Genomic DNA, 24,271 nt, shown 5'->3' with positions numbered 1-24,271 from the left:
ACACCTTTTCATTTATGCAAAAAAACTACACTATCTTTAAAAATATAAAGAAGTTTTCTATAACTATTTTTACTTTCCTGCTATGCTGTACCGTACAAGCCCAGACCGCCAAAGGCCGGTACATCCAGGCATCCATAGGCTATGGGATATCAGTACCATATGACGATGTAGATACGGACGGTTCCGGTTTTTACGCACAGGGAGAATACCTGTTTAACCTGACTGGCTGGCTCGGCTTAAGGCCCTATGGCGGGGTTATTTTTACCAAAACAAGCAACAACGACAGTCCGCAGCGGGAGCCGGATTACAAGGTAACGTCCAACGCATTTCTTATTGGTGGCAAAGTACGTGTTACAGCGCCCATTCCGTGGGGGGGCGTATGTAGAGGGCGGTATAGGGGTCTCTTTGGGTTATTTTGAAACCTATACGGCAAAAAAGAGCGGAATTTTGTTTCATATTCCTTTTTCCCTGGGCCTGCAATTTGGGGTAACCATAACTTTGATATCGGATTTACTTATTATTTTTATCCTTCTGCCGAGCAGGTTTCCGGGGCGGCAGCCTTTGGGTTGTCTTTCCCGGTGGATTGAGATGGCTTCCGTGCAATAGAGTTCAAATCGTAAAACATGCAATAGTTATTCATCAAAAATAAAAACCGTGATAACAAAAAAAATAGCAGTTTTATACCAGGCACAATTACCGCCGACCAAAGATGGAATTCAAAAACCGATGAAACCCACCGGTTATGCTGACAGCGGGGCAGATATAGCCTGTGAACTTCTGAAATACGGGGTGCAGGTTGTCACCCCGACGGAGCATCCGGATACGGAGCGGGACAAAGATTGGGTGTTTCCCGATACCAGGAGTGGTATAGAACAAGCTGTAGAAAAAGGGGCAAACGCTTTTTGGCTGAACACGGTATTGTACAGGAACCATCCTGTAACGCATTTTGCAGATCAGGGCTTTCGATTTATTGGACAACTACCGGAACAGGTAGACGTATATGACGATAAACAGTATACCAACAAGGTTTTAAAAGAACACAGTATTCCTATACCTGGAAGCGAGGTGATTTACAGAGACTACCTGGCCGGATACTTACTGGAAATAGACTTTCCGGTGGTAGTAAAACCCATCAGGGGTAGGGGTAGCCAGGGAGTTACCCTGGTAGACAATAAAAAGGAACTGGATCTTCGGCTCCGACAGATGTTTTCCAGCAAGGAATTCGGTGACGCTGTTTATATAGAAGAATATTTGTCCGGGCAGGAAATAACTATTACTGTAATGCCCCCGGGAAGGTATACGATAAGTGGCCGGGTAGAACAGTTTCCGGAGCCCTGGTGCCTTCCGGTAGTAAAAAGATTTAATCATTATAAGGGCATTGCCCCGTATAACGGGTTGGTAGCGGTGATGGAGAACAGCGCGGTACTGAATGACGACGAACTTCAGTCGGCCGAAATACATGAAGCTTGTACCCATTGTGTAACAGCAGCTAGGCTATTGCAAATCAAGGCAGCGATAAGAATAGACTGCCGTGCGGACAGATCGGGTCGCTATTTCCTGTTTGACCTCAATATGAAACCCAACATGACCGGCCCTTCCCGTCCGCAAAGAAAAAACCAAGATAGCCTTACCCTATTGGCTGCACGGAAAATAGGCTGGACTTATTTTGACCTGCTGAAAAACATGGCAGACCAAAGCTGGGAGGCCCGCTCGGTATTTTAAAGGGTTATATTGATTTACAAAAGCTTATCTTGCACAGAAGTGGTTGAGTGACGGCCTTCCAGGCCGTTGTATCAAAACCACCGGGCACTACCCCAGGTACTTTAACAAAGATGTGGAAATATCCGAAGCTTTTAACTGCCGGATGGCGTGGTTTTTTATCTGTCTTACCCGTTCTCTCGTCAGGTTCATCCGGTTGCCGATATCTTCTAACCGCTCGGGAGCTTTTCCCTGGAGCCCGTAAAACTGTACCATAACCTCCCTTTCCCTTGCCGAGAGTGTTTTGAGCAGGTTGCCGATATCCGATCGCAATGATGCGTCCATCAGGCCCCCGTCAGGATCGGGGGAATCCGAGGATTTTATAACGGCATATAAGTTACCGCTCTCATTTTCTCCTTCGTCGAAAGGAGAATCCAGGGAAAGGTTTCTTCCGGAGTTTTCAAGGCAGGTCTCAATTTCGGAAATGGAAATTTCAAGAAACTCAGATATTTCTTCAGGCGAAGGTTTCCGCTCAAAGGCCTGTTCCAGGAATAAGGTAGCCTGGTTAATTTTACCGATAACCCCTATCTTATTTAACGGAAGCCTTACAATTCGGGAATTCTCATTAATAGCTTGTATCATGGCCTGCCGGATCCACCATACCGCATAGGAAATGAATTTGAACCCCCGGGTTTCGTCAAATCGCATCGCGGCTTTAATGAGCCCCAGGTTCCCTTCGTTAATAAGATCGGAAAGTGGTAACCCCTGGAATTGATACTGTTTGGCCACCGAAACGACGAACCTGAGGTTCGACCGGACCAGGGTATTTAAGGCCTGTTGGTCTCCTTGCCTTACTTTTACAGCCAGTTCCACTTCCTGCTCACTTGTTATCAATGCTATTTTGCCAATATCTTGCAGGTATTTGTCCAGCGTAGAATCTTTTCTGTTCGTGATTTGGCGGGATATTTTTAATTGTCTCATAGATGTCTTCTCGAAATAGGTAAAATATTATAAGCGGTTATCATTCGGATTTTTTCAGGGAGCCATTACTGCTTTCAGCTGTTTTCGGGCGTTTATCATTCCAGATAATGGTCTTTAGAATACTTTTCTTCTAAGAGGTATATTGCTTTTAAGTGGCGATAGAAAAGGTTTCTGAATGAATTTTTATATCCTTTAAAGGTACTCTTTAAATTCCGTATAAACCTGTTTATTTCCGAATTACCTTTAAAAACATTTTGATATGACCATAGAGCGGTCTTAATATATTTACTTATTTCAGCCACGGATACACGGATGTAATAATAAATTATTTTACAATTATTCCTGTATCCGTAGCAAACAGGTTAAACTTCCGATCGAGGTATACTTTGTTGTTTATTTTAAGAATGATAACCATTTCGGGTTGTCGGGGTCAAAGGCCGACGCACTTTTGAGTTCCAGATTTATTTGGCTGATTGTGTTCTGTTTAACTACGACGATTTTGGGTTTTAATGTGGTTAGGAAAAAGCAGATAGAAAGGCACGGAAGGTTTATGATACACGGTTATGCAAGCTGTTTTGCTGTGGTATGTGGTAACGTTGAGGATATGGCTGCCGTTATTGGAAATGTTGCTGGGCAATTTCCCGGATGCTTACCGTATTGTAGCCTGGCCGGCCTGGGTGCCGAACCTTATTGTGGCCTATTTTATTGTGAAGAATAAAAGCGCAGTGAAAAATGATCTGAGATTTAAGGAGAAGGTGAAAATACAGAGATAACAGGATTAGTTTTCCAGACTTAAGAGATCGGGACAAATCATAGGAAAACGGACTTTTGTGCTACTGAGGAAAGCAGCCTTATTCAGGGATGCCCAAGTTTCAATTCCAAACTCATTAACTCCGAACTCCATCCCGATATATATCGGGACTAAAAAAACAACGGGTAATATTTTTTTTGAGTTTTTAAGACACCTTTGTCCTACGATTTGGTTCCGGATAGCCTTATATTCCGGCAGATATGTCTACCTTTGTGTTACATTTTTATAAGCCGGGTGTGCCCTGGTTTATTTCTTTTTCCGGATATTTTCTTTCTGAGGTAACCCACTTGATTTAGAGTCATAAACCTAGTGAAGAAGGAGAGAGAAATAACAGGTTTATTTCCGGGATTACGACCAACCTTTTCTTTGCAAACAGATAAGCAAGTATGTCTTTTCCCTTTAAAGGTAGTACTTTCAGGGCTTTCGGAAACCGTAATTACACATTGTTCTTTACAGGACAGTCCATATCCAGGATGGGCATGTGGATGCAGCGCACAGCCGTCATTTGGGTGGTGTACAGTATTACGCATTCTCCTTTTATGCTTGGACTGACCCTGTTTGCCGAGCAGTTTCCTTCGTTTCTCTTTTCTGCACTTGGCGGTATCGTATCGGACCGCTACAATCGTTATAAACTCATATTGCTTACGCAGTCTCTTTCCATGGTACAGGCAGTTGTTCTTACGGTGGTAACCTATACCAGCCACGACTCAGTCTGGGCCCTGCTCGTACTCAGCGCCATATTGGGGACTATCAATGCCTTTGACGTTCCGGCAAGGCAGCCCCTGGTACATGAAATGGTAAACGAACGGGAAGACTTGCCTAATGCTCTGGCGCTGAACTCATCACTGACCAATCTCGCGAAAATGGTAGGACCGGCATTGGCAGGTATTGTATTATCCGAATGGGGCGCGGGCACCTGTTTCTTAATAAATGCCGTAAGTTTTATAGCAATAATTGTATGTCTTCTACTGATGAAACTTCCCCCTCAACCCGCTCCGCCTATGAAACAGAAAGTGGGTAAGGAACTTAAGGACGGTTTTCAATACCTTTATAAAACTCCGGAAATCGGTTTACCGTTACTTATGCTTGCCCTGGTGAGCTTACTGGTACTACCATACCGCACCCTGTTGCCCGTATTTGCAAAAGTTGTTTTTGAGGGCGATGCCACGACATACGGGTATATTATGGGCTTCATAGGGTTGGGAGCGATTTCCGGGGCATTTTTTCTCGCTTCACTGAAAGAGGGGAGCAGGTTAAAAAGAATACTTGCGGTAAACACTGTAATTCTGGGAATATCCCTGTTGCTTTTTTCACAGGTAACAAACTTTCCTGTAGTGTTGTTGTTTGCCGTGCTCATCGGTTTCGGGGCCATGGCGCAGACCACCGTGTGCAATATACTGGTACAGACAAAATCAAAACCGGAGATGCGGGGCAGGGCCATGAGTTACCAGGCCATGGCTGCTTTTGGGATGATGCCGCTCGGAGGATTGCTCATAGGTACCATATCCGAACATATAGGAGCCCCCGCAAGTTTACTTGTACAAGGAGGTATTGCATTACTTATCGTATTCGCTTTTTCCCGTTTTTTGTGGAAGAAAGAAGAAGGAGAAGATGTTTCCTGAGTAAAGTTTATGGTACGTAACAGGCTTACAGACAAGGAAATGTCCCCGTGATACATAATTATGGCACGGATTTGTCGCAGACATATGGAACTTTGTCAGTAACTTATATCTTTGTATGGAGACTTTGTTTCCCAGGAATATAAAACTGTTTTAAAGAAGAGTATTTACCAAAAAACTAAAAAAATGATACGATCACTCCCCGCCGTTTTATTCGTTATACTATGTTTCGGAGCATTGCCCGCAGCATTTGCCAGGGATTTCTACCAGCTTACTATTTATGAATATTCCACCGGCGAACAGGAAAAGCAATTGGATGCTTACCTGGAAAACACTTACCTGCCTGCCCTGCACCGTAATGGAATAGCGGATGTAGGTGTGTTTAAACCCGTTGCTTCCGGAGAGCAAAATGAAAAAAATAAAATATATGTTTTTATTCCGTTTAAGACCAAGGAGGAATTCTTCGGACTGGAAGAACAATTGAATAAAGATGAAGCCTATCTTTCATCCGGTACCATGTATCTGGATGCCGCTTTTAACAACCCGCCTTATGACCGTAAGGAAGTTATTCTTTTGAATGCTTTTGAAAAACATCCACACTATGAATTGCCGAAGCTAAGTTCGCCGAAGGAAAACCGTGTATACGAGTTGCGGAGTTATGAAAGCTCCACGGGGAAATTATACCGGAACAAGGTAAAGATGTTCAATGACGGTGATGAGGTGGGTCTCTTTAAAAAACTAGGCTTTAATGCTGTTTTTTACGGAGAGGTCATTTCGGGGAGTCACATGCCCAACCTAATGTATCTGACTACTTTTGAAAACAAAGCGGCGCGTGACGATCACTGGGAAGCCTTCGGAAATGATCCGTATTGGAAAATACTCTCGGCAAAACCCGAATACCAGAATAATGTGTCCAAAATCGATATCCTGTTTTTACATCCCGTATCGTATTCGGATATCTGATACGGGAACAAAGGATGAGTAAAAGAGTTTTTCTTGTGATTTTTCCGGGATCATTACAAGAACCCGGTTAAATTGTCTGTACTTAAATCCTGTGTTTTATGATAGAAATAAGAAAGGCAGAATCCGACAGGGATTATAATACCGGGGCGGAATTGTTTAAAGAATATGCCGCTTATATAGGGATAGACCTGGAGTTTCAGAATTTTGCCAGGGAAGTGGAAGACCTCCGAAGCCAGTATTCTGCTCCGGAAGGTGCCCTTTTGATCGTATCCGGTGCGGAAAGTACTGCCTTGGGATGCGTGGGCATCAGAAAACTGGAAGATAATATCTGTGAACTTAAACGAATGTACCTGAAACCTGAAACCAGAGGACAAGGATTGGGTCTGGAATTAATGAATAAAGCGCTCCGTACCGGGAGAAAGTTAAAATATGAAAAGATGCGCCTGGACACCCTGGCAAATATGGAAGCGGCCATAGCACTCTACAGGAAGGCGGGATTCTATGAAATAGCGCCTTATCGTTATAACCCGATGGAAGATACCGTATATATGGAAATCCTGCTCAGGTAGTTATTCGCCGTGGTGTGTACCGTAGCTTCCCGGGAGAAGCTACGGCCATAATACCTATTATAAATTTTTGAGAAAGTCCATATACTTCAGCGTGCTTTCTTCTATTCTTTCCGGTGTACCGTTGTGCTCGGTGCCGTAGAATGCGAAGAGCGGGCGATAAGCTGCCCGGATATAGGCAAAAGTGAGCTCGAGCGGGGCTGTAAGCTGTGCCAGGGTATATTTGTACCTTCCCGAAGACCTGTAATCTTCTTCTTCAATACCGGCAGATATGGCCAGGGCTACCTTTTTACCGGCCAGTTTGTACGGACTGCCCTTTCCGTAGGCCCATCCGTGGGTAAGTACATCGTCCTGCCACTGCTTGAAAAGGGGAGGGGAACTAAACCAGTAAAAGGGAAACTGGAATACAATGGTGTCGAATTTTTCCAGTAACCGCTGTTCACTTTCCACATCGATCTTCCCGTCCGGATACCGGGCATAGAGATCGTGTACTGTATAGGTTTCAGGATATTTTTCCAGTTCGTTTATCCAGCGTTTGCTGACTGCTGAACTTTCCGGATGGGGGTGAATGACTATAACCAGTTTTTTCATGTTGTTTACTTTCGGTTTTTTAAATTATACTTTTAGTTCAGTAATAAGAGACAGAATACCTGCGTGTCAAACCGGGTTTTCTACGGGAGTAAAATTACAAATTGAGCTATGTATTACGTATATTAGCAACCTATTGTATGGTACAAACAAAAATGTAAGTATGGGTAAAGTCAAGAAAACTTCTACGAATTACGAGAACAGGCAAATACTTGATGCGGAATGTGAAGAGATCTACGCTGCCAATCTCATAGGCGGACGATGGACTATAGCCATATGCTGTTACCTGGCCGGGGGAAAGCTGCGTTTCAGCGAGCTACGCAGGCGAATGCCGAATATTACGGAACGCATGCTTACCCTGCATTTGAGGAAAATGGAAAACAACCGCCTGGTAAAGCGAACCGTATATGCCGAAGTACCACCACGGGTAGAGTATGAGCTTACGCAGATCGGAAAACAACTGGTACCCATACTGGACATGCTGAAAAAATGGGGAGCTAAGCACAAAGAAACGATAGAATAGACCCCTTCGGACTGCAAGGTCGGAAGCAAGAAGACCATGAAATGGCCACAGTTATGGAGTGTTAACTAAATAACCTAATAACCCACTAACTTAATAACTTGGTACTAACCCATTCTGGCAATAAGCACCTTTTTGGCTTTGATCTCTTGTTCAGCTATTTCTTATTCCTACACTCCGCAGGTTCTAATAGTTTGTACTGTAAAAATCAAAATACTTACAGTTGGTTTTTACTTCGTCATAAAAAGAGGTATGGCTGTATTCTTTGAGTAATTGAAAATAATTGCGGTATCCGGATGTTTTTATCTCCATGCGTCGTGTTTTCCTGGCTTTGTAATCCAGGTTCTTCAGGTTATTCAGCTCCGGATCGTTTTGCGTACTGTAAAAGATACCCTGCTCACATTTGGAAGCGGCAAAGAGAATTCTGGCTTTGAGTTCATCATCACCGGCTTTATCGAGTGCCGGTTTCAGGTAAGTAAGGGGGTGGTCAAAGTTGTCTTTAAACCAGGGATTCCATCCGTAGTTTTTGAAATAAAGGATATATTTGGGGGACTTTTCTTCAAAGTGTCCGCTCCAGTCGGGATAATTGTGAAATTTGGAGTTGTTTGCGTTGGAGTCACTGAACGTTAATATATTGCGATAATAACCTAAAAGGGATGTATTGAAAAAGAAATTTCCCAGCAGGTAATTTGCCTTTGCCGCTTTCTCGTTATTTTCCTCTCCTTCTTTTTTCAGCCGGATAAGTATTTCTGCAAGTTGCTTTTTATTCATGGAAGGGGGAATAAAGGTAAATTCATTCAGATAATCGGTTTGCATCACCTGGTCCTCCGGGCATTGGAAACACTCTATGCGATTATAACCGAATATGTGGCTCGGAATATTAGAAAATCCTTCATAGGAAATGGCATCCCCGTTTGTGATCTTCCCGTATTCGGACAAAGCTTTTTCCGGCTCCCCTTTCCACAGGAATATATTCCCTTTCATATGGGCTGCATAACTGTCCAGGTCAAACCCGGCTTTCTGTACGTATTTCTTGGCCTGGTAGTCGTATTCCACCGGGGGAATACGCTTAACGAGCATCTGTTCAAACGCATTTTTATTCTGTTTGTGATAAAGTTCTTCTATCGCAGTGAGAATGTCAGGGTCCGGGTTATATTCCAGGGCGGTAACGGGGTTTTGAAGTAAAAATGCTTTGGCATAGTCTTTCTGTAAAAAGTAACGGTTTGCCAGCACATCGGTTATAAAACCGCGTGTACCATCGGAATCTGGTGAGTAGTACGCATTAACCGATGTTTTCGTATCCAGTACATCCCCGTATTTTTTCATTAATGTCTCTTCGAAATCTCCGGTGATCTCCGGTTCTTGTGTTATGGCGATCAGCATAGCCAGCCTGTCTTTCTGACTGAGGATCTCTGCTTTTTTGGTCCTGACCTTTTCCAGGTGATCTCCTGCTGCCTGGTAATCTCCCCGGATAAAGTACAGCCATGCAGTGGTCAGTTGCCAGAATTCCTGCTCGCGGACTTTGTTGTTCTGAGCCTGCTGTAATGCACTTTCAAGGGCTTGATTCAGAAAAGGTTCGGCGCTAGTATCCATGCTCAGGGGAAGACGATGATCTTTAAGTTCTTCCATACAATCCGGATTTCTGTATGAGCAATAATAATGCGTGGGGAAAAAGTTCCTTTCGAGCTGGTTAACCGCTCTTGCCATGAGTACTTTGGCTTGCGGAGCATTCGGATCGTTTTGTATGATCTTGTTAAAAGAAGACAGCGGATTGTTGAAATCGCGATACCCGAGAAGCATGTACAAATCATTTTTCTCCGTTGTATTTCCCGCTTTGGACAACAGTGCCTCAAAGTCGAGGTCGTTGGTCACACGCATGGAGGAATAGGCTTGTTCCTTGCGGTTTTTGGTGTGAGTAAAGAACCGGAAGAAATCGTAATGTGCCTGCATGTAGTTTCCAGCGCCTCTTTCGGCGCCCCCTTTCTGGTCCAGGGCGTAATAATACATGATCGGTTTGTAATCCAGGCTTTCCACATGAGTATTAAAATAAGCTATGGCTTCCCCGTATTTCTGATAATAATGGGCAAAACGGACCAGTTGATAGCCGTAACGGAGTTTAAGGGCCTTATCGGTTTCCGCCTGCCAGCTTTTTTCCAGAACATTGATTACTTTGTCATAATCCAGTTCTTCTACTGTGTGTTCCGGGGTATTGCCCCAGTAATACCTGCGGTCTCCTTTAACGGCCATGTACGGTTCCAGGTATTTTGCATAAGCCAGGTATAATAATGCCTGTTTGTGCTTTTTTATGAAGTTCTTGTCGATGAACCCCAGTTTTTTGTCGGTTACTGTATTTTCCTGTGCCAATGCCCGGAGATCTTCTCTTCCGGACTGAAACACCAGGTAAAGGGCCTGTTCGTAGGATATATCGAGGTACTTCTGCCAGTCCTCGATGTTTTCATTTTTTTCCGTACCGTCCGTTTTGCCCGGCGTGTAAAAGCTACTGTCGTAAGTGAGCAAAAAAGCCTGGTATTGAGGTTCCTCTATGTTTTCCTGTGCAAAGAGGTTATAATAAGTATAGTCTTCCCCGAAATCACCTGCGCAATAGGAAACGGCATTGTTGCCGGGAGTATGTGCCGATAAGGCATGGGAGAAGGAGACCATTAAGAATGAAGTAGATAATAATAATATTTGTTTCATAGTATTACGGTTCGTTTTTAATATTTACCTCCCGACAGCTTACAGAAATAAGAGTAGGCGTGTATGGCACTTTTTATCGGTGTTGGTTAAATGATTTTCTACAACCTCACAGTTTGTATCCGAAGCTAAAAGTAACATATAAGAAGCAAACAGGAAATACTGAGATTCCGGTATTTTTTATTGAAGGTCTTCCGGGGAAAATCGCGAAAGGAACAGGCTGTCCAGGTGATAGTACACATAGCTGTAGGGCCTGCGGATCTTTTTATCCAGAAAGGTCCTGGTCTCTTGCAACAACTCCGGAGATATGGACTCAATACGAACCTGGAAACTTTTGTTTAAATACATGCCCCGCAAAAAAGTATCCTCCCGTACTTCATAGGAGCGCCCGCCTGTCTTTTGGTAAGTTTCTTCCGGGAGTTCCTCTTCCGTGACACCGTTGACGAGCTTTGTCCTGCCCAGGTGGTTGGTGACTACGGCCCAGGAATAGAGGGGAAGAGCTATGTCAAGATCCAGGGGATAATCTTCGATGCTTTTCAGGTAATCTTTTAAAAGGGGAAGATCAAGAATAGAATTTCTGCCGTTGTTTTCCACAGGATTGGATGTGGCATAGGCCATAAGGTATGCCTTGTCTGCCGGAGGCACCCCGGTTTCGTCGCGATATTTTACCTGGTGGAGCCGCAGGGTACAGCTGATCTTTTTACCGGAGATGTTTTGCAGCGTTGTCAGAAAACGGAAAAAACGATCCCTGGTGCTGGCCGTCCAGTCACAGTCTATTTGTATTTCTTTGAGGTCACCTAATTGGTTGTCCGACATTATTTTCCGGATCAGGACAAAGACGTCTTTTGCCAGTTTATCCGTATCCGTAGTAGCTATATGTGTTAGGGTACGATTGGTGATAAAGACTACAGGAACATAGTCCGCATGCAGCGCTTTTGCATCAAAGGAGCGGATTGCTGCCTGTGGTTGGGGCGTTCCTTTCTGTATATCCACATCAAATAACCGAAGGTATAGCCGGGTAGCTCCGAGTTGCTCGAAAAACTGCTTTTCTGTCTCCCCGATATGGGTTTTGCTTTTCCAGTAATAAAACTGGACCGGATGTGTTGTTCTTTCCTTACACGACTGAAGGAAGAAAACACCGATAAGGGCTAATAGGAGAACAAGACGCATGTCAACACTTTGTGAATATTTGGTTCAATAATACGAAAAAGTACGATGCGGGAGAGATTCTTTTGTGGAAGAATACGTATTTGTTTATCCTGTACGGGGAAATATTGATTTGGAATAACAATACAGCGGACCGGGATTTTTATATAAAAATAAAGGAGTAAGCTGTCAATAAAAAAACCCCCTTACGGGGGTCGTGCTAAATAAAACCAAAACTAACCTTGTAACACTACACAAATATATAAATAATTTCTTACATATAATGTAAATTATACTTTAAAAATTATAGATAAATATTATTTTAATGTAAAATCAGCTGTTTTGACCTTTTTTTCTTAGTCTTTAAACATGAAGAAAGGTTCTCTGGTGCCCATGTCTTCCCCGGGAAATTTGTCAATATGTAATTTCTTTATAATAAAATAGGTAGTATTGAAATAACATAAGAATTTATTATTGTTAAATATAAATTATTTCGTCATAAATTGAAGGGGGTAGGTATTACCGAAATCGTTTTCGATAAGAGATGAAATGTAAATAGGATTTTTCTGTTTGGCGATACTTTATATATTTGTGTTAACGTAAACATTGTTGTAATGTATTTTTAAACACCAAAATTATAAATACTTGTCAATAATTTTAGATTTTTATATTTAAATATTAATTCGCATATTAGTGTTTTGGCAACACTTATATCTTGCATTTATTAATAAAAGACGATTTTTCCTGTATTATCCTTTTTAATTTTTTCTAATTATGTAAGTATTTACAACAGTATTGAAAGAATTATTTTTAACAACCAATCAAAATTTAATTTTATGAAAAAAACTGGATTTAGTGCCCTTAGGGCATTATGGCAGAATACGATTTGTATTTTGTTAATCAGCAGCGCAACCGGATTGTTGTATGCCAGGGATGTTTCCTCTCCGGCAGAAACCGGAGTGGAGAGTGTCCCGCTTTTTCTTTCGGTAACCGGGCAGATAACTGCCCAGACCGACGGAATGCCTCTTGCGGGGGCAAGTGTTATGGAAAAAGGCACAACCAATGGGGTTGTAGCCGATTTTGACGGAAATTATTCCATAGAAGTTTCCGGCTCGGATGCGGTCCTCGTAATATCTTATGTAGGATTTAAAACTAAGGAAGTGGCTGTAGACGGACAGGAAGTTGTGAATATAGTGCTTCAGGAAGACCTTGCACAACTCGATGAAGTCGTTGTGGTGGGCTATGGCGAACAGAAAAGAGAAACAGTTACGGGGTCCGTTGCTACCATTCAGAGTAAAGACCTGGCAAAATCGCCCACAGTGAACGTTTCCAACGCTATTGCCGGACGTATGCCTGGGGTGATTGCAACCCAGGACAGCGGGGAACCTGGGGCGGACGATTCCAATATCCGCATCCGTGGTAGTAATTCTTTCGGGGATAGCAGTCCCCTGGTGGTTATAGACGGGATCCCTGCGAGGGAGGGAGGTTTTTCAAGGCTGAATCCAGCCGATATAGAAAACATATCCGTTCTGAAAGATGCATCGGCAGCGATTTACGGAGCACGTGCCGCGAATGGGGTGATTCTCGTAACTACAAAAAGGGGGAGCGATGGCAAGCCCAGGCTCAGCTATAATTATAACCTCGGGTTTTCACAGCCTACCGTTATTCCCGATGTAGCCAATGCAACACAGTATGCAGAGATGCGAAACGATCTGGAAGTATATAAATTGCCGGTATCCGAATGGCAGGGTGCGACTACCGCTTTTCAACAGAGCGGAACCTATACCCGTCCCAATGGAAATACGGTGACAGCGCCTTTCATGCCTGATGATTTTCAAAAGTTCCGTGATGGTTCCGATCCCTGGGGGCATCCGGATACGGACTGGTTCGATGCTACTTTTAAAGACTGGTCCAAACAGGAAAGGCACAACATTCAACTTACCGGGGGAAATGAAAATATGAAGTTTCTTACTTCCCTTGGATACCAGAAGCAGGATGCATACTACAAGAATTCCGCGACCAACTACGAGCAGTATGATATACGTATAAACCTGGACGCAAAAGTAAACGAATACATTACGACTCAGATAGGAGTATTGGGAAGACAGGAAGACAGGAATTACCCGACAAAAGCGGCAAGTGCCATATTTCGTATGCTGATGCGGGGTAACCCCACTCAACCGGCTTTCTGGCCCAACGGAATGCCGGGACCGGATATTGAATACGGAGAAAACCCGGTGGTCATTACTACAAACCAGACCGGGTATGACAGGGACAGGAGGTATTACTTCCAGACCAACGGAAAAGTAGAGATAAAAATTCCGTGGGTAGAAGGACTGAAATTCACAGGAACTGCTGCCATAGATAAATATATTCAGCAGAAAAAGCGCTGGGAGACCCCCTGGTATCTTTATACCTGGCAGGGAGAATATGAAGAAGACGGGGAGACTCCGAAACTGGTGGCGGGTAAGCGCGGGCCTGCCGAGCCCAATCTCAGGCAGGAAAACCAGGATCAGCTGAACATATTGCTGGGAGGTGTACTGACTTATGATCGTAAGTTCGGAGATCACGAACTCAACTTTCTTGCCGGGGTAAACCGAGAGACCATAAGAAATGACAATTTCTTCGCTTTCCGGCGTTACTTTATTTCCACCGTTATTGACCAGATGTTCGCGGGTGGCGCAGCGGAAAGAAATAATGGGGGAGATGCCTGGGAAAGGGCACGTCTCAACTACTTCGGAAGGGTTGGCTATAACTATAAGGAAAAATACCTTGCCGAATTCCTATGGCGATACGATGGCTCCTACATGTTCCCCCAAGACAGCCGATACGGTTTCTTTCCGGGAGTTATGCTCGGATGGCGTATCTCCGAAGAGAATTTCTGGAAAGACAATGTGGAATTCGTAAACTACCTGAAACTCCGGGCTTCCTGGGGACAAATGGGAAATGATAATATCTATTTCGATGCCAATGGAGATGGCGAACAAACACTACAGGAATACCAGTATTATTCTACTTATGGCTTCGGTTCTTATATAGTTGATGGAAATGTGACAAGTAGCCTGTTCGAAAGCCGCGTGCCTAATACGATGATCACCTGGGAAGAGGCAAATAACTACAACATTGGATTGGACGGACAATTGTTTAACGGAAGGGTGAACTTCGAACTGGATATGTTCCTGAACAAGCGGAGCAGTATCCTCTGGAGGAGAAATGCTTCGGTGCCGCAAACGACCGGGATGACACTTCCGGCGGAGAACATCGGTAAGTTAGAGAACCGCGGATGGGAATTTAATATCGGGTATAACGGTACCGCAGGGGAAGTACAGTATAACGTTAGTGTAAACGGAGGATATGCCAAGAACAAGATCAAGTTCTGGGACGAAGCTCCCGGCGCCCCGGAATGGCAACGGTCTACCGGAAGTGCTATAGATGCCGGACTGTACTATCTTTATGATGGTGTATTCCGTGATGAAGAAGAGATAGCCAACAATACCCTGGATTATAGTGATATTACCAATACCCTGAGACCCGGGGATATGAAGTATAAGGATTACGACGGGGACGGAAGGATAACCCCCGATGACCGGGTGCGCCGAGACAGGAATAATCAACCGACATTTCAGGGAGGTCTTAACCTCGGTGCACAGTATAAAGATTTCGATCTTTCCATTCTCTTCCAGGGAGCAGCAGGAGGTGAACTTCGGGTAGGGACGGACGAATCCGGGGCCATAGGAAATTATCTGCATGATTTCTATGAAAACCGCTGGACGGTCGACAATCCCAGCAGTGTACACCCCAGGATTACCGATCGCAGCGATCAGTACTATTCGTTCGACAATACGTACTGGTTGAGGAGTACGAACTATATCCGCCTTAAAAACGTGGAATTGGGCTATAACCTTCCTGCGGAAATAGGAGATAAAATAGGGGTGAGTAACTTTCGGATATACCTGAGCGGACTCAACCTGGCTACGTGGAGCAAAATAAAAGTACTGGATCCGGAATCCGTGAACTCCATCGGACATTACTATCCGCAGTCCCGTATTGTGAACATGGGAGTATCCGTAACCTTTTAAAACCTTTTGCAATGAACACTTCAAGAATAAAACAAATATATATGTACGTGTTTGTCGCACTTTTTGCGACAGCATCGTGTAGCGATGATTTTGTAGATACCAAACCACTGAATGAAGTTGAGGATTCCGAAGTATGGGCAGATGAGGGCTTGTCCGAGGCGTTCGTCATTGATATATACAACGGTTTCGGACAAGGTGGCTTTGACGAGGAAATGCTGGCTTCCGCCTCGGACGAAGCACTATTCACTCATTCAGGCCGGGGATATAAAGAGTTTAATGGTGCTAATTCGAATCCCGCCAGCCAGGGGTGGATAAGTGGTAATTATGAGTGGGAAAACATGTATAAGCGTATACGGGCCACTAATATTGCCTTTAAAAACCTCGAAGAACCGATGTTTGACAATCCGGAACTCGTGGAAAGGCTCAAGGGAGAAGCACATTTTCTGCGTGCGTTCTTTTATCAGCAGTTGTTACGGTATTACGGGGCGGTACCCTTAATAGAGAAGGTATATGAACTGAGAGAAGATGATTATACTGTTCCGAGGAATACCTATGAAGAATGCATCAATTTTATTGTCGCAGATTGTGATGCAGCAATAGAATTGCTGGACGGACAACCTACTGCAGTCGGAAGAGCGACAAATATTTCGGCAATGGCTCTGAAGGCTCGCGTGTTATTGTATGCAGCAAGCGACCTGCACGACATTCCTACCGCTTCTTCCAATTCTTCCGTAATTGCAGGATACTCGAATCCCGAATATCTGGGGTATACTTCCGGAAGCAGAGCCGAACGATGGGAAAAGGCCAAAGCCGCCGCCAAAGCAGTTGTGGATAAGAATATGGGATATATGCTGAACTTGTCAGACCCTGTAACTCCCGACGAAGGAAAAGAAAACTATGTAGCCCTTTCTCTAGGGGGGGGGAGCTCCGTGGCCGATCCATCCGCAGGAATAGAACTGCTTCTCGGCAGGTATTTTGTAGATGAAAAAGACGAAGGAGGAGCCTATGTGGGCCGAAATAACGGGCCGAACGGTTATCACAACTGGTCTGGTAATACCCCCACCCAGAACCTGGTGGACGATTATGAAATGATTGATGGCAGTCGTTTTGACTGGGAGAATCCGGCACATGCCGAAGCTCCGTATGATAACCGTGATCCCCGTTTGTATGCCAGTATCCTGCACGATGGTGCGGACTGGAAACCCAGGACGGATGACGTCACCGAGAGAGACACGGTAAACCAGATACAGACAGGGCGGTATGAAGTGATTAATAATGATGGAGAGAAAGAAGTGTTTTATGGCCTGGATACCAGGAACAGTCCTATTGAAGACTGGAACGGTAGTTATACCGGCTATACCATGCGTAAATTTGTTGATCCCAACCCGGCCATTGTAGACCAGAACACCAGACAACAGATCCCGTGGCCGGTACTGAAATATACCGAAGCGGTTCTGAATTATGTGGAAGCCTGTATAGAACTCGGAGAAGACGATGAAGCGCGGAACTGGCTCAATAAAATACGTTATCGCGTGGGAATGCCGGAAATAACCGACTCCGGTGATGCCCTGATGGAAAGGTACAGGAACGAACGCCGTGTGGAACTGGCCTATGAAGAGCATCGTTTCCATGATGTCAGGAGATGGATGATAGCTGCCGAAACCGTAGGAGAGCAGGTGCGTACCATCAGTATATTCGGCGCTTTAAAGCCGGATGCTGATGTACGTGTATACCACTATGATCCGGATAGTTATGATTATACCTATTCTCCTCAAACCCTTGATCCCGGAATTGAAAACAGGACTTGGCTGGATAAAATGTATTTCATCTCCATCCACCGTGACGAAATGAACCGGAATGACAAATTGGTTCAAAATCCGGGTTACTAGCATGTAGAAAAACCCGATCGGATTCGGACAATACGGGCCCTCCTGTTGTTATTTTCAGGTAAGGGTCCGTATATTTTGTGAAAAACCAGTGGTTTTAAACAAATGGTTACCATTATTGTATTTTACGACTCCCTGAGCGGATAAGGCTTTTTATCTATTTGTTTATCTTTGAAGAAAAGGATCAATCAAATTTAATTTTAAAAAATCAATTTATGAAAAAACTGACCACGGGGATTTTAGTACTGGGTGTGTTGATGGGTTGCAAGCAGCCTGCCCCGGTAGTGGAATTCTCCGTTAAAAATCCTATGGATACAGATCGTTTTTCGGAAACGATAAGTATAGCCCCGGAAAAATTTTCCGCACTAACTGCTGCTGTCGGCATGGATAGACTTTTTATTGTAGATAAAGTCTCCGGAGATACCCTGGTAACCCAATTACTGGATGGTGATTCGGACGGAACCCCGGATGAACTTCTCTTTCAGGTTGACCTGAAAGGCGGAGAAGATAAAAAACTGGTAGCGGGAATTGCGGCAGAAGGCTGGAAGCCACCACAGGGTGAACTATCCACTTTTTCGCGCTTTGTTCCGGAGAGGACCGATGATTACACTTGGGAGAACGATCGTGTGGCCTTCCGCACATACGGTCCGGATGCCCAGCGGAGAGTAGAAGAGAATTTACCGGATGGCACCTTGTCCAGCGGTATGGATGCCTGGCTGAAGAGAGTGTCATATCCCATTATAAATAAATGGTACAAGAACAACGATGAGAAAAAAGGAGCATATCACATTGATTCCGGAGAAGGTTACGACCCGTATCATGTTGGCTCCAGCCGTGGTGTAGGCGGTACGGGGATCTGGATTAAGGATTCGTTGTATACCTCCAGGAACTTTACCGGTTATAGAACCATTGCAACAGGGCCGATACGTACTGTATTTGAACTGCAGTATGCTACATGGAATGCCGATAGCATAGCTGTAAAGGAGACCAAACGAATAAGTCTTGACCTGGGGTCCAATCTCAGTCATTTTGAGTCTTCCTTCGAAAGTGATGAACCATTACCTAACGTAACCATAGGACTTATGCTCCATGAGAAAGAAGGGAAAGTCAGTACAGATAGGGAAAACGGGTGGTTCAGTTACTGGGAACCGATGGATGGTTCGGAACTGGGTGTAGGTGTGGTTATAGATCCGGCATTAATAGTTGATTATAAAGATCACCGTGTGGAGTATAAAGACGGAAGCCAGTTATTAATCATGGCTGATGCAAAAGATAAAAAAGTATCTTATTACGCAGGTTTCGGATGGGATAAAAGTAAGCAGTTTGCCGCAGCAGAGGAATGGAATGCCTACCTGGAAGATTTTACAGAGAAACTAGCAAATCCTGTGGAAGTCAAGTTTGCAGCGAACGAAAAATAATCTAAATCGACAGTACCTTAATGCCCCGGCATTTTTTTTAATGATTTTTACAATCGATTGTATTATTAAGCTCTCATTTAAACTTTTTTAATTGAAGCGGAAAACAGCAATTTTTGCCTCATAAGCAGGCTTTTTGAACAAAATAGCAGCGTTACGTTGCAAGAAAGAGTTCATTATAAAGGTATTAAAAGTATAAATCCGGTATGCATAAAAAACTTAGTTTATCTCTTCTGGTACTATTGATCTTGTTTCTTCGTGCTTCGGGCCAAGAGCCGCAGGAAGTCCGTACGTATTTTGTAAACAGCTTGGTAAAAATAACATCCCCGGTACTGGAAGCGATAAGCAAAAACGAGTTGAAAAAGACCATGCCAGTAGAAACCACTGCCAATCCCTGGGGAGACCGGAAACAGGTGACCTACCTGGAGGCGTTTGGCAGGACCCTTTCGGGAATGGCACCCTGGCTGGAACTTGGACCAGACCATACTCTAGAAGGAAAGCTTCGGGAAAAATATATTCGTTTGGCGCTGAAAGGTATACAGCATGCTGCCGACCCGGATTCTGCCGATTTTATGAACTTTACGGAAGGTGGGCAACCCCTTGTGGATGCCGCCTTTTTTGCCCAGGGCTTGCTACGTGCCCCCACACAATTATGGGAAAGACTGGATAAACAAACACAGGCGAATGTATTAACTGCCCTCAAATCTACCCGGGACATTTCCCCGGCCTACAGCAATTGGCTGTTGTTTACCGCGATGGTAGAGGCTGCCCTGTTGAAATTTGAAGGAAAAGCGGATATGGTCCGTATCGAATATGCCCTGAACAAGCACAAGGAATGGTATCTCGGGGACGGTATGTATGGCGACGGTCCCGATTTTCATTGGGATTATTACAATAGCTATGTCATTCAGCCCATGCTGCTCGACATAGGTGCTGTTCTGAAAGAAAAAAGCAAGGCTTCGGGAGACGATAAGTACAAACGGTTTCTGCACGACTACTCTTTGTTTACAGAACGGGCCCAACGCTATGCGGCAATACAGGAAAGGCTGATATCCCCGGACGGAACTTATCCCCCCATTGGCCGTTCCCTGCCATACAGGTATGGCGCTTTCCAGGCTTTATCACAGGTAGCCTTACTGGAAAAGTTACCGGAGGGAATCGCACCTGCACAGGTACGCTCGGCCCTGCACGCGGTAATAGAAAGACATCACCAAGCCCCGGATATGTTTGATGAGAACGGATGGCTCACCCTTGGATTTTACGGTCGTGATCCGGAGATCGCAGAAGGATATCTTTCAACCGGCAGCCTGTATTTGTGTACGGAAGTGTTCCTGGTCCTCGGGCTGCCTGCGGATGCCCCTTTCTGGACCGATGCCCCGGCTGACTGGACGCAAAAGAAGATATGGAATGGAGGAAAAGCTTCACGGGACCATGCATATTATCCGCAAAAAGATAAAGAACCGGACTGGGAAACTGTAATAGACAGCACTTCTTTCAGCGATTATAACAATTTTGAAAAACACTGGAACTATCTGTATCCCTGGGGTAGTGATCACAATGGTTCTGCCCGGATGTATGCGAGCCCGGAAAACCGGGAACAATTAACGCTAAACGATAATGTTCTGCAAATCAAAGCGACTCCCGTAGAGAAAGACGAAGGAAAGAGCAGTAGTTCGCCGTATCAGAAGATACGATACCATTCCGCAGCCATACATGCCAAACACCATATTACGGTAAGTAAGGAATACCCGGTATACAAGGTATCCGGAGAGTTCCGGGGCCCGACAGTAAAGGGAACATGGCCGGCTTTCTGGCTCACAGCGGTAGATGGCTGGCCACCGGAAAGTGATATACTGGAATTTAAAGGAGATCCCTATAATTGGCAAAATACCTTTATTACCCCGAAGGAAGTTTCTACAATTAAGAAACATATCCCTTCGGCTATGGAAGCATGGCACACTTACACGGCTATACTGAAACGGGTAAGCGACAAAAATGTTACGATAGCGTATTTTATAGACGGGGAAAGAACAGGCACACACCGGGCGAATTTTACGGGAAAACCGCTTTGGCTGATCATCAACCTGCAAATGGAAGGTTCTTCCGGTTCACCCGGACCCGGAGCGGAAACTTACTATTATGCGAAAAACGTAACAGTACAACGATCGGGATCATTATAAAAAAGAAAAATGATGATAGTTTTTAACTATTACAGGGAGAAGCGCCTCCATAGAAAAAAAATGATCGGTACAATCTGTACCCTCTTTTTTCTTTCGGTAACCATTGCCCAGAATGTACAGGAGACCGTTGTAGGGCAGGGGTGGGCTAATAATTCGGTGAATGCGGTAATATTCCGGAAAAACTCTCTGGTAAATTACAAAGGAAAGCAGTTTACGGCTTATTATGATAAAGATGGTTTTCTGGTCCTTGGAACGCGACACCTCGAAGATACGATCTGGGCGGTACGGAAAACATCGTATAAAGGTAATGTAGCCGATGCCCATAATTCCATAAGTATAGCAATCGACGGGGAAGGATATCTGCATGTGGCATGGGACCATCACAATACCCCGTTACGATATGCGCGGGGCAGGGAGCCTTTTAGCCTGGAACTGGGAGAAGAACTTGGTATGACCGGTATTGAAGAAGATAAGGTGACATATCCGGAGTTTTATGCATTGCCCGGGGGTAACCTGCTGTTTTTTTACAGGTCCGGCGGATCTGGCAGGGGTAATATGGTAGTGAATACTTATGATGTTTCCCGGAAGGAATGGAGGCTTCTGCACCGTAATCTCATAGACGGAGAAGGTCAGCGAAGTGCTTACTGGCAGGCCTATGTGGATAGTCAGGGGATCATACATCTTTCCTGGGTATGGAGGGAGACCTGGGATGTAGCATCCAATCACGATTTATGCTATGCCAGGTCCCGTGACGGTGGCGCAAGCTGGGAAAAATCTACTGGCGAAAAATATGAATTACCCATTACGAAATCAACAGCAGAATATGCCTGGAAAATCCCTGAAGGGAGTGGTCTTATCAACCAGACATCCATGGCAGCCGATGACCGTGGTGTCCCTTACATAGCAACCTACTGGAAGCAGGACGGAATACCGCAATACCAGGTAGTATATAAAGAACGTGAAAACTGGAAAAGGCGTATCACCGGATTTCGGCAGACACCTTTTGAACTGGGTGGTGGCGGAACCAAGAGAATACCTTTGTCCCGTCCTCAATTACTGGTTACTGAAGAAGGCGGAAAGGTATTACTTCATATGCTTTTCCGGGACGAAGAAAGAGAAAACAAAATATCCCTGGCAAGTACAAGTGTTAATGATGGTAACGAATGGCAGGTATACGACCTTACTTCGTCGTCCGTCGGGCAGTGGGAACCTTCCTATGATACGGAATTATGGAAAACCGGGAAACAATTACACCTTTTTGTACAGGAAGTGGAGCAGGCGGACGGGGAAGGGCTCACGGAAAGACCGGGAACTCCCGTACGGGTACTGGAAGTGCCGTTAGAGAAATATATGGACTTAACAGATAAAAAGACCCTTATAAAACAATAAACATAAAGACATGAAAAAAATAATTCTTTTAATGTTTGTAATACTGCTGGCTATCCCGGTATTCGGGCAGGAAAATAGTGATAATCTGTATCTGACAGCAGACCGGGTATTGAAAAGAGCAGTTGTTCAGTATAAGCATATGATGACATTGTTGCCCGATGATAAATTCCCGAAAACTTATTTTGAGGAAACAGATAAACTGGAGACCAGTGATTCCGGATGGTGGTGCAGTGGTTTTTATCCCGGTGTCCTTTTGTATTTATATAAAAATACGGGAGATGATTCTCTGAAAAAAGAAGCGGATCGTATTATGGAGGTACTCGCCAAAGAGCAGTTTAATACAGGAACACACGATCTCGGTTTTATGATGTTCTGCAGTTTTGGTAATGCGGAGAGCATGACGCCTTCACCGGCCTATGAAGAAATATTGATGAACAGCGCCAAATCGCTTGCCTCCAGGTTCGACGAAACCGTTGGGTGCATACGTTCCTGGGATTCGCGTAACGATGACTTCCTGGTTATTATAGATAATATGATGAACCTGGAACTCCTTTTCTGGGCGACGGAACACAGCGGGGATTCAACCTATTACGACATAGCGGTAAGGCATGCGGACACTACCATGAAAAACCATTTCCGTAAAGACAACAGTTCTTATCACGTACTTAATTATGATGTGAATACCGGAAAGGTCAAAGAAAAGAAAACCGCCCAGGGCTTCTCCGATACATCTGCGTGGGCGAGGGGGCAGGCATGGGGACTTTACGGATATACGGTAATGTACCGGGCAACAGGTAAGCATAAATATCTTGACCAGGCGGTAAAGATCGCCGAGTTCATGCTTAACCATCCCCATCTGCCCGAAGACAAAGTTCCTTACTGGGATTTCGATGCGCCTGATATCCCGGATGCTTTGAGGGATTCCTCGGCAGGTGCTGTTACAGCGTCCGCCTTATTGGAACTCAAGGACTATGTAGAAAAAGATAAAGCTGAAAAATACGCGGCAAATGCTCAAAAAATACTTCATACCCTGGCTACGGAAAATTACGTAGCTTCCGAAGGGTCTAACGGGGGATTCCTGTTAAAACACGGAGTAGGGCATATGCCTCAAAAATCTGAAGTAGACGTACCGCTTACTTATGGAGATTATTATTTTGTAGAAGCATTGCTCCGATACAAGAACGAGGAGGATAAAAGGGGGGCAGACTAAAAGAAAACCCTTATTTAGTTGAGTGCAAAGGGGGCGCAAAGTTTAAATGTGGGAATATATACCCGGAACTTCCGGGTGGAGGTAAAATTCACCATATTATAATGCCCCCGCATCGCCCCGATAGGGGATGTCAGCAGGCACCCGGAACTGTATGAGTGGGATTCTCCCGGTTTTAACACAGGTTTTTTACCTATCACTCCCTCACCATCCACAAATTCGGGGTGGTTTAGTGAATCGTAGATCTGCCAGTGTCTTGAAGTGAGCTGTACCGAATCCTTACTCTGATTCTCTATGGTGATCTTGTAACCGAAAGCAAAATGCATCCTGTAGTTCTTGAAGAAAGTACCTTCAAAACTGGTGATTACCGAGATTTTTATGCCTTTGGTTATTTGTGTGATCATATAAAAAAGCTTAAAGTAGTATAACCACAATGCCGGGTTGTTTACAGGTGCGAATATGGTATCCCTCCAAACAAAAATACAAATTTTAGTTTTATCTGATTCAATTTGCGAATAAAATTTTCATC

The 24,271-nt window shown here is 44.5% G+C and carries 18 protein-coding genes; 13 read left to right on the top strand and 5 right to left on the bottom strand.

Annotated elements, in window-relative coordinates; translation table 11 throughout:
* Positions 1-14: 14 nt before the first annotated feature.
* Both ACVBDY_RS11440 and ACVBDY_RS11435 read left to right on the top strand, forming a co-directional pair.
* Positions 15-419 carry a hypothetical protein gene (locus ACVBDY_RS11440; protein WP_447175619.1) on the top strand — a complete coding sequence of 135 codons (405 nt, stop codon included), beginning with the start codon at positions 15-17 and terminating at the stop codon, positions 417-419.
* A 235-nt stretch (positions 420-654) separates the two neighbouring features.
* Positions 655-1,722: an ATP-grasp domain-containing protein gene (locus ACVBDY_RS11435; RefSeq protein ID WP_447175618.1), complete on the top strand. Its 1,068-nt coding sequence runs from the start codon at positions 655-657 to the stop codon at positions 1,720-1,722.
* Positions 1,723-1,809: 87 nt separating this feature from the next.
* Here ACVBDY_RS11435 and ACVBDY_RS11430 read toward each other — a convergent pair whose 3' ends face one another.
* On the bottom strand, positions 1,810-2,679 hold the full coding sequence (locus ACVBDY_RS11430) for a sigma-70 family RNA polymerase sigma factor (protein ID WP_447175617.1): 870 nt from the start codon (positions 2,677-2,679) through the stop codon (positions 1,810-1,812).
* Between the two features lie 563 nt (positions 2,680-3,242).
* Here ACVBDY_RS11430 and ACVBDY_RS11425 point away from each other — a divergent pair.
* The 4 genes from ACVBDY_RS11425 (at position 3,243) to ACVBDY_RS11410 (ending at position 6,641) form a co-directional block, all read left to right on the top strand.
* On the top strand, positions 3,243-3,452 hold the full coding sequence (locus ACVBDY_RS11425) for a DUF2306 domain-containing protein (protein ID WP_447175616.1): 210 nt from the start codon (positions 3,243-3,245) through the stop codon (positions 3,450-3,452).
* Between the two features lie 424 nt (positions 3,453-3,876).
* Positions 3,877-5,112: an MFS transporter gene (locus ACVBDY_RS11420; protein WP_447175615.1), complete on the top strand. Its 1,236-nt coding sequence runs from the start codon at positions 3,877-3,879 to the stop codon at positions 5,110-5,112.
* A 183-nt stretch (positions 5,113-5,295) separates the two neighbouring features.
* Entirely contained in the window at positions 5,296-6,072 is a 777-nt protein-coding gene (locus tag ACVBDY_RS11415) for an NIPSNAP family protein (RefSeq protein WP_447175614.1), read from the top strand.
* 98 nt (positions 6,073-6,170) lie between these two features.
* Positions 6,171-6,641, top strand: a complete 471-nt coding sequence (locus ACVBDY_RS11410; protein ID WP_447175613.1) for a GNAT family N-acetyltransferase — start codon at positions 6,171-6,173, stop codon at positions 6,639-6,641.
* Between the two features lie 57 nt (positions 6,642-6,698).
* Here ACVBDY_RS11410 and ACVBDY_RS11405 read toward each other — a convergent pair whose 3' ends face one another.
* Positions 6,699-7,229: an NAD(P)H-dependent oxidoreductase gene (locus tag ACVBDY_RS11405; RefSeq protein ID WP_447175612.1), complete on the bottom strand. Its 531-nt coding sequence runs from the start codon at positions 7,227-7,229 to the stop codon at positions 6,699-6,701.
* Between the two features lie 160 nt (positions 7,230-7,389).
* Between ACVBDY_RS11405 and ACVBDY_RS11400 the strand changes: the two genes are divergently transcribed.
* Positions 7,390-7,749 (top strand): winged helix-turn-helix transcriptional regulator, encoded by a 360-nt coding sequence (locus tag ACVBDY_RS11400; RefSeq protein WP_447175611.1) that lies wholly within the window; start codon positions 7,390-7,392, stop codon positions 7,747-7,749.
* Between the two features lie 183 nt (positions 7,750-7,932).
* Here the strand turns inward: ACVBDY_RS11400 and ACVBDY_RS11395 are convergent, their stop codons facing one another.
* Together ACVBDY_RS11395 and ACVBDY_RS11390 are read right to left on the bottom strand one after the other, a co-directional pair.
* Positions 7,933-10,443: a hypothetical protein gene (locus tag ACVBDY_RS11395; protein ID WP_447175610.1), complete on the bottom strand. Its 2,511-nt coding sequence runs from the start codon at positions 10,441-10,443 to the stop codon at positions 7,933-7,935.
* A 177-nt stretch (positions 10,444-10,620) separates the two neighbouring features.
* Positions 10,621-11,610 carry a hypothetical protein gene (locus ACVBDY_RS11390; protein WP_447175609.1) on the bottom strand — a complete coding sequence of 330 codons (990 nt, stop codon included), beginning with the start codon at positions 11,608-11,610 and terminating at the stop codon, positions 10,621-10,623.
* Between the two features lie 812 nt (positions 11,611-12,422).
* On the opposite strand from ACVBDY_RS11390, the gene ACVBDY_RS11385 reads away from it, so the two are divergent.
* The 6 genes from ACVBDY_RS11385 (at position 12,423) to ACVBDY_RS11360 (ending at position 23,745) form a co-directional block, all read left to right on the top strand.
* Complete coding sequence (locus ACVBDY_RS11385) at positions 12,423-15,665, top strand: SusC/RagA family TonB-linked outer membrane protein (protein WP_447175608.1); 3,243 nt, start codon at positions 12,423-12,425, stop codon at positions 15,663-15,665.
* Between the two features lie 11 nt (positions 15,666-15,676).
* Positions 15,677-17,554 carry a RagB/SusD family nutrient uptake outer membrane protein gene (locus ACVBDY_RS11380; protein ID WP_447175607.1) on the top strand — a complete coding sequence of 626 codons (1,878 nt, stop codon included), beginning with the start codon at positions 15,677-15,679 and terminating at the stop codon, positions 17,552-17,554.
* Positions 17,555-17,766: 212 nt separating this feature from the next.
* A complete protein-coding gene (locus tag ACVBDY_RS11375; protein WP_447175606.1) occupies positions 17,767-18,969 on the top strand; it encodes a BT3233 family polysaccharide utilization protein in 1,203 nt (400 codons plus the stop codon).
* Between the two features lie 203 nt (positions 18,970-19,172).
* Positions 19,173-21,146: a DUF2264 domain-containing protein gene (locus tag ACVBDY_RS11370; protein ID WP_447175605.1), complete on the top strand. Its 1,974-nt coding sequence runs from the start codon at positions 19,173-19,175 to the stop codon at positions 21,144-21,146.
* A 9-nt stretch (positions 21,147-21,155) separates the two neighbouring features.
* Positions 21,156-22,535 (top strand): BNR repeat-containing protein, encoded by a 1,380-nt coding sequence (locus tag ACVBDY_RS11365; protein ID WP_447175604.1) that lies wholly within the window; start codon positions 21,156-21,158, stop codon positions 22,533-22,535.
* 10 nt (positions 22,536-22,545) lie between these two features.
* A complete protein-coding gene (locus ACVBDY_RS11360) occupies positions 22,546-23,745 on the top strand; it encodes a glycoside hydrolase family 88 protein (RefSeq protein WP_447175603.1) in 1,200 nt (399 codons plus the stop codon).
* Between the two features lie 14 nt (positions 23,746-23,759).
* Here the strand turns inward: ACVBDY_RS11360 and apaG are convergent, their stop codons facing one another.
* Positions 23,760-24,146, bottom strand: coding sequence for a Co2+/Mg2+ efflux facilitator ApaG/CorD (gene apaG, locus ACVBDY_RS11355; protein WP_123214137.1), 387 nt, complete (start codon positions 24,144-24,146; stop codon positions 23,760-23,762).
* Positions 24,147-24,271: the final 125 nt, after the last annotated feature.

The organism is Sinomicrobium halophytocola (assembly GCF_052983395.1).
The sequence above is the reverse complement of the archived record's forward strand: the minus strand, read 5'-3'. Positions and strand labels throughout refer to the sequence as shown.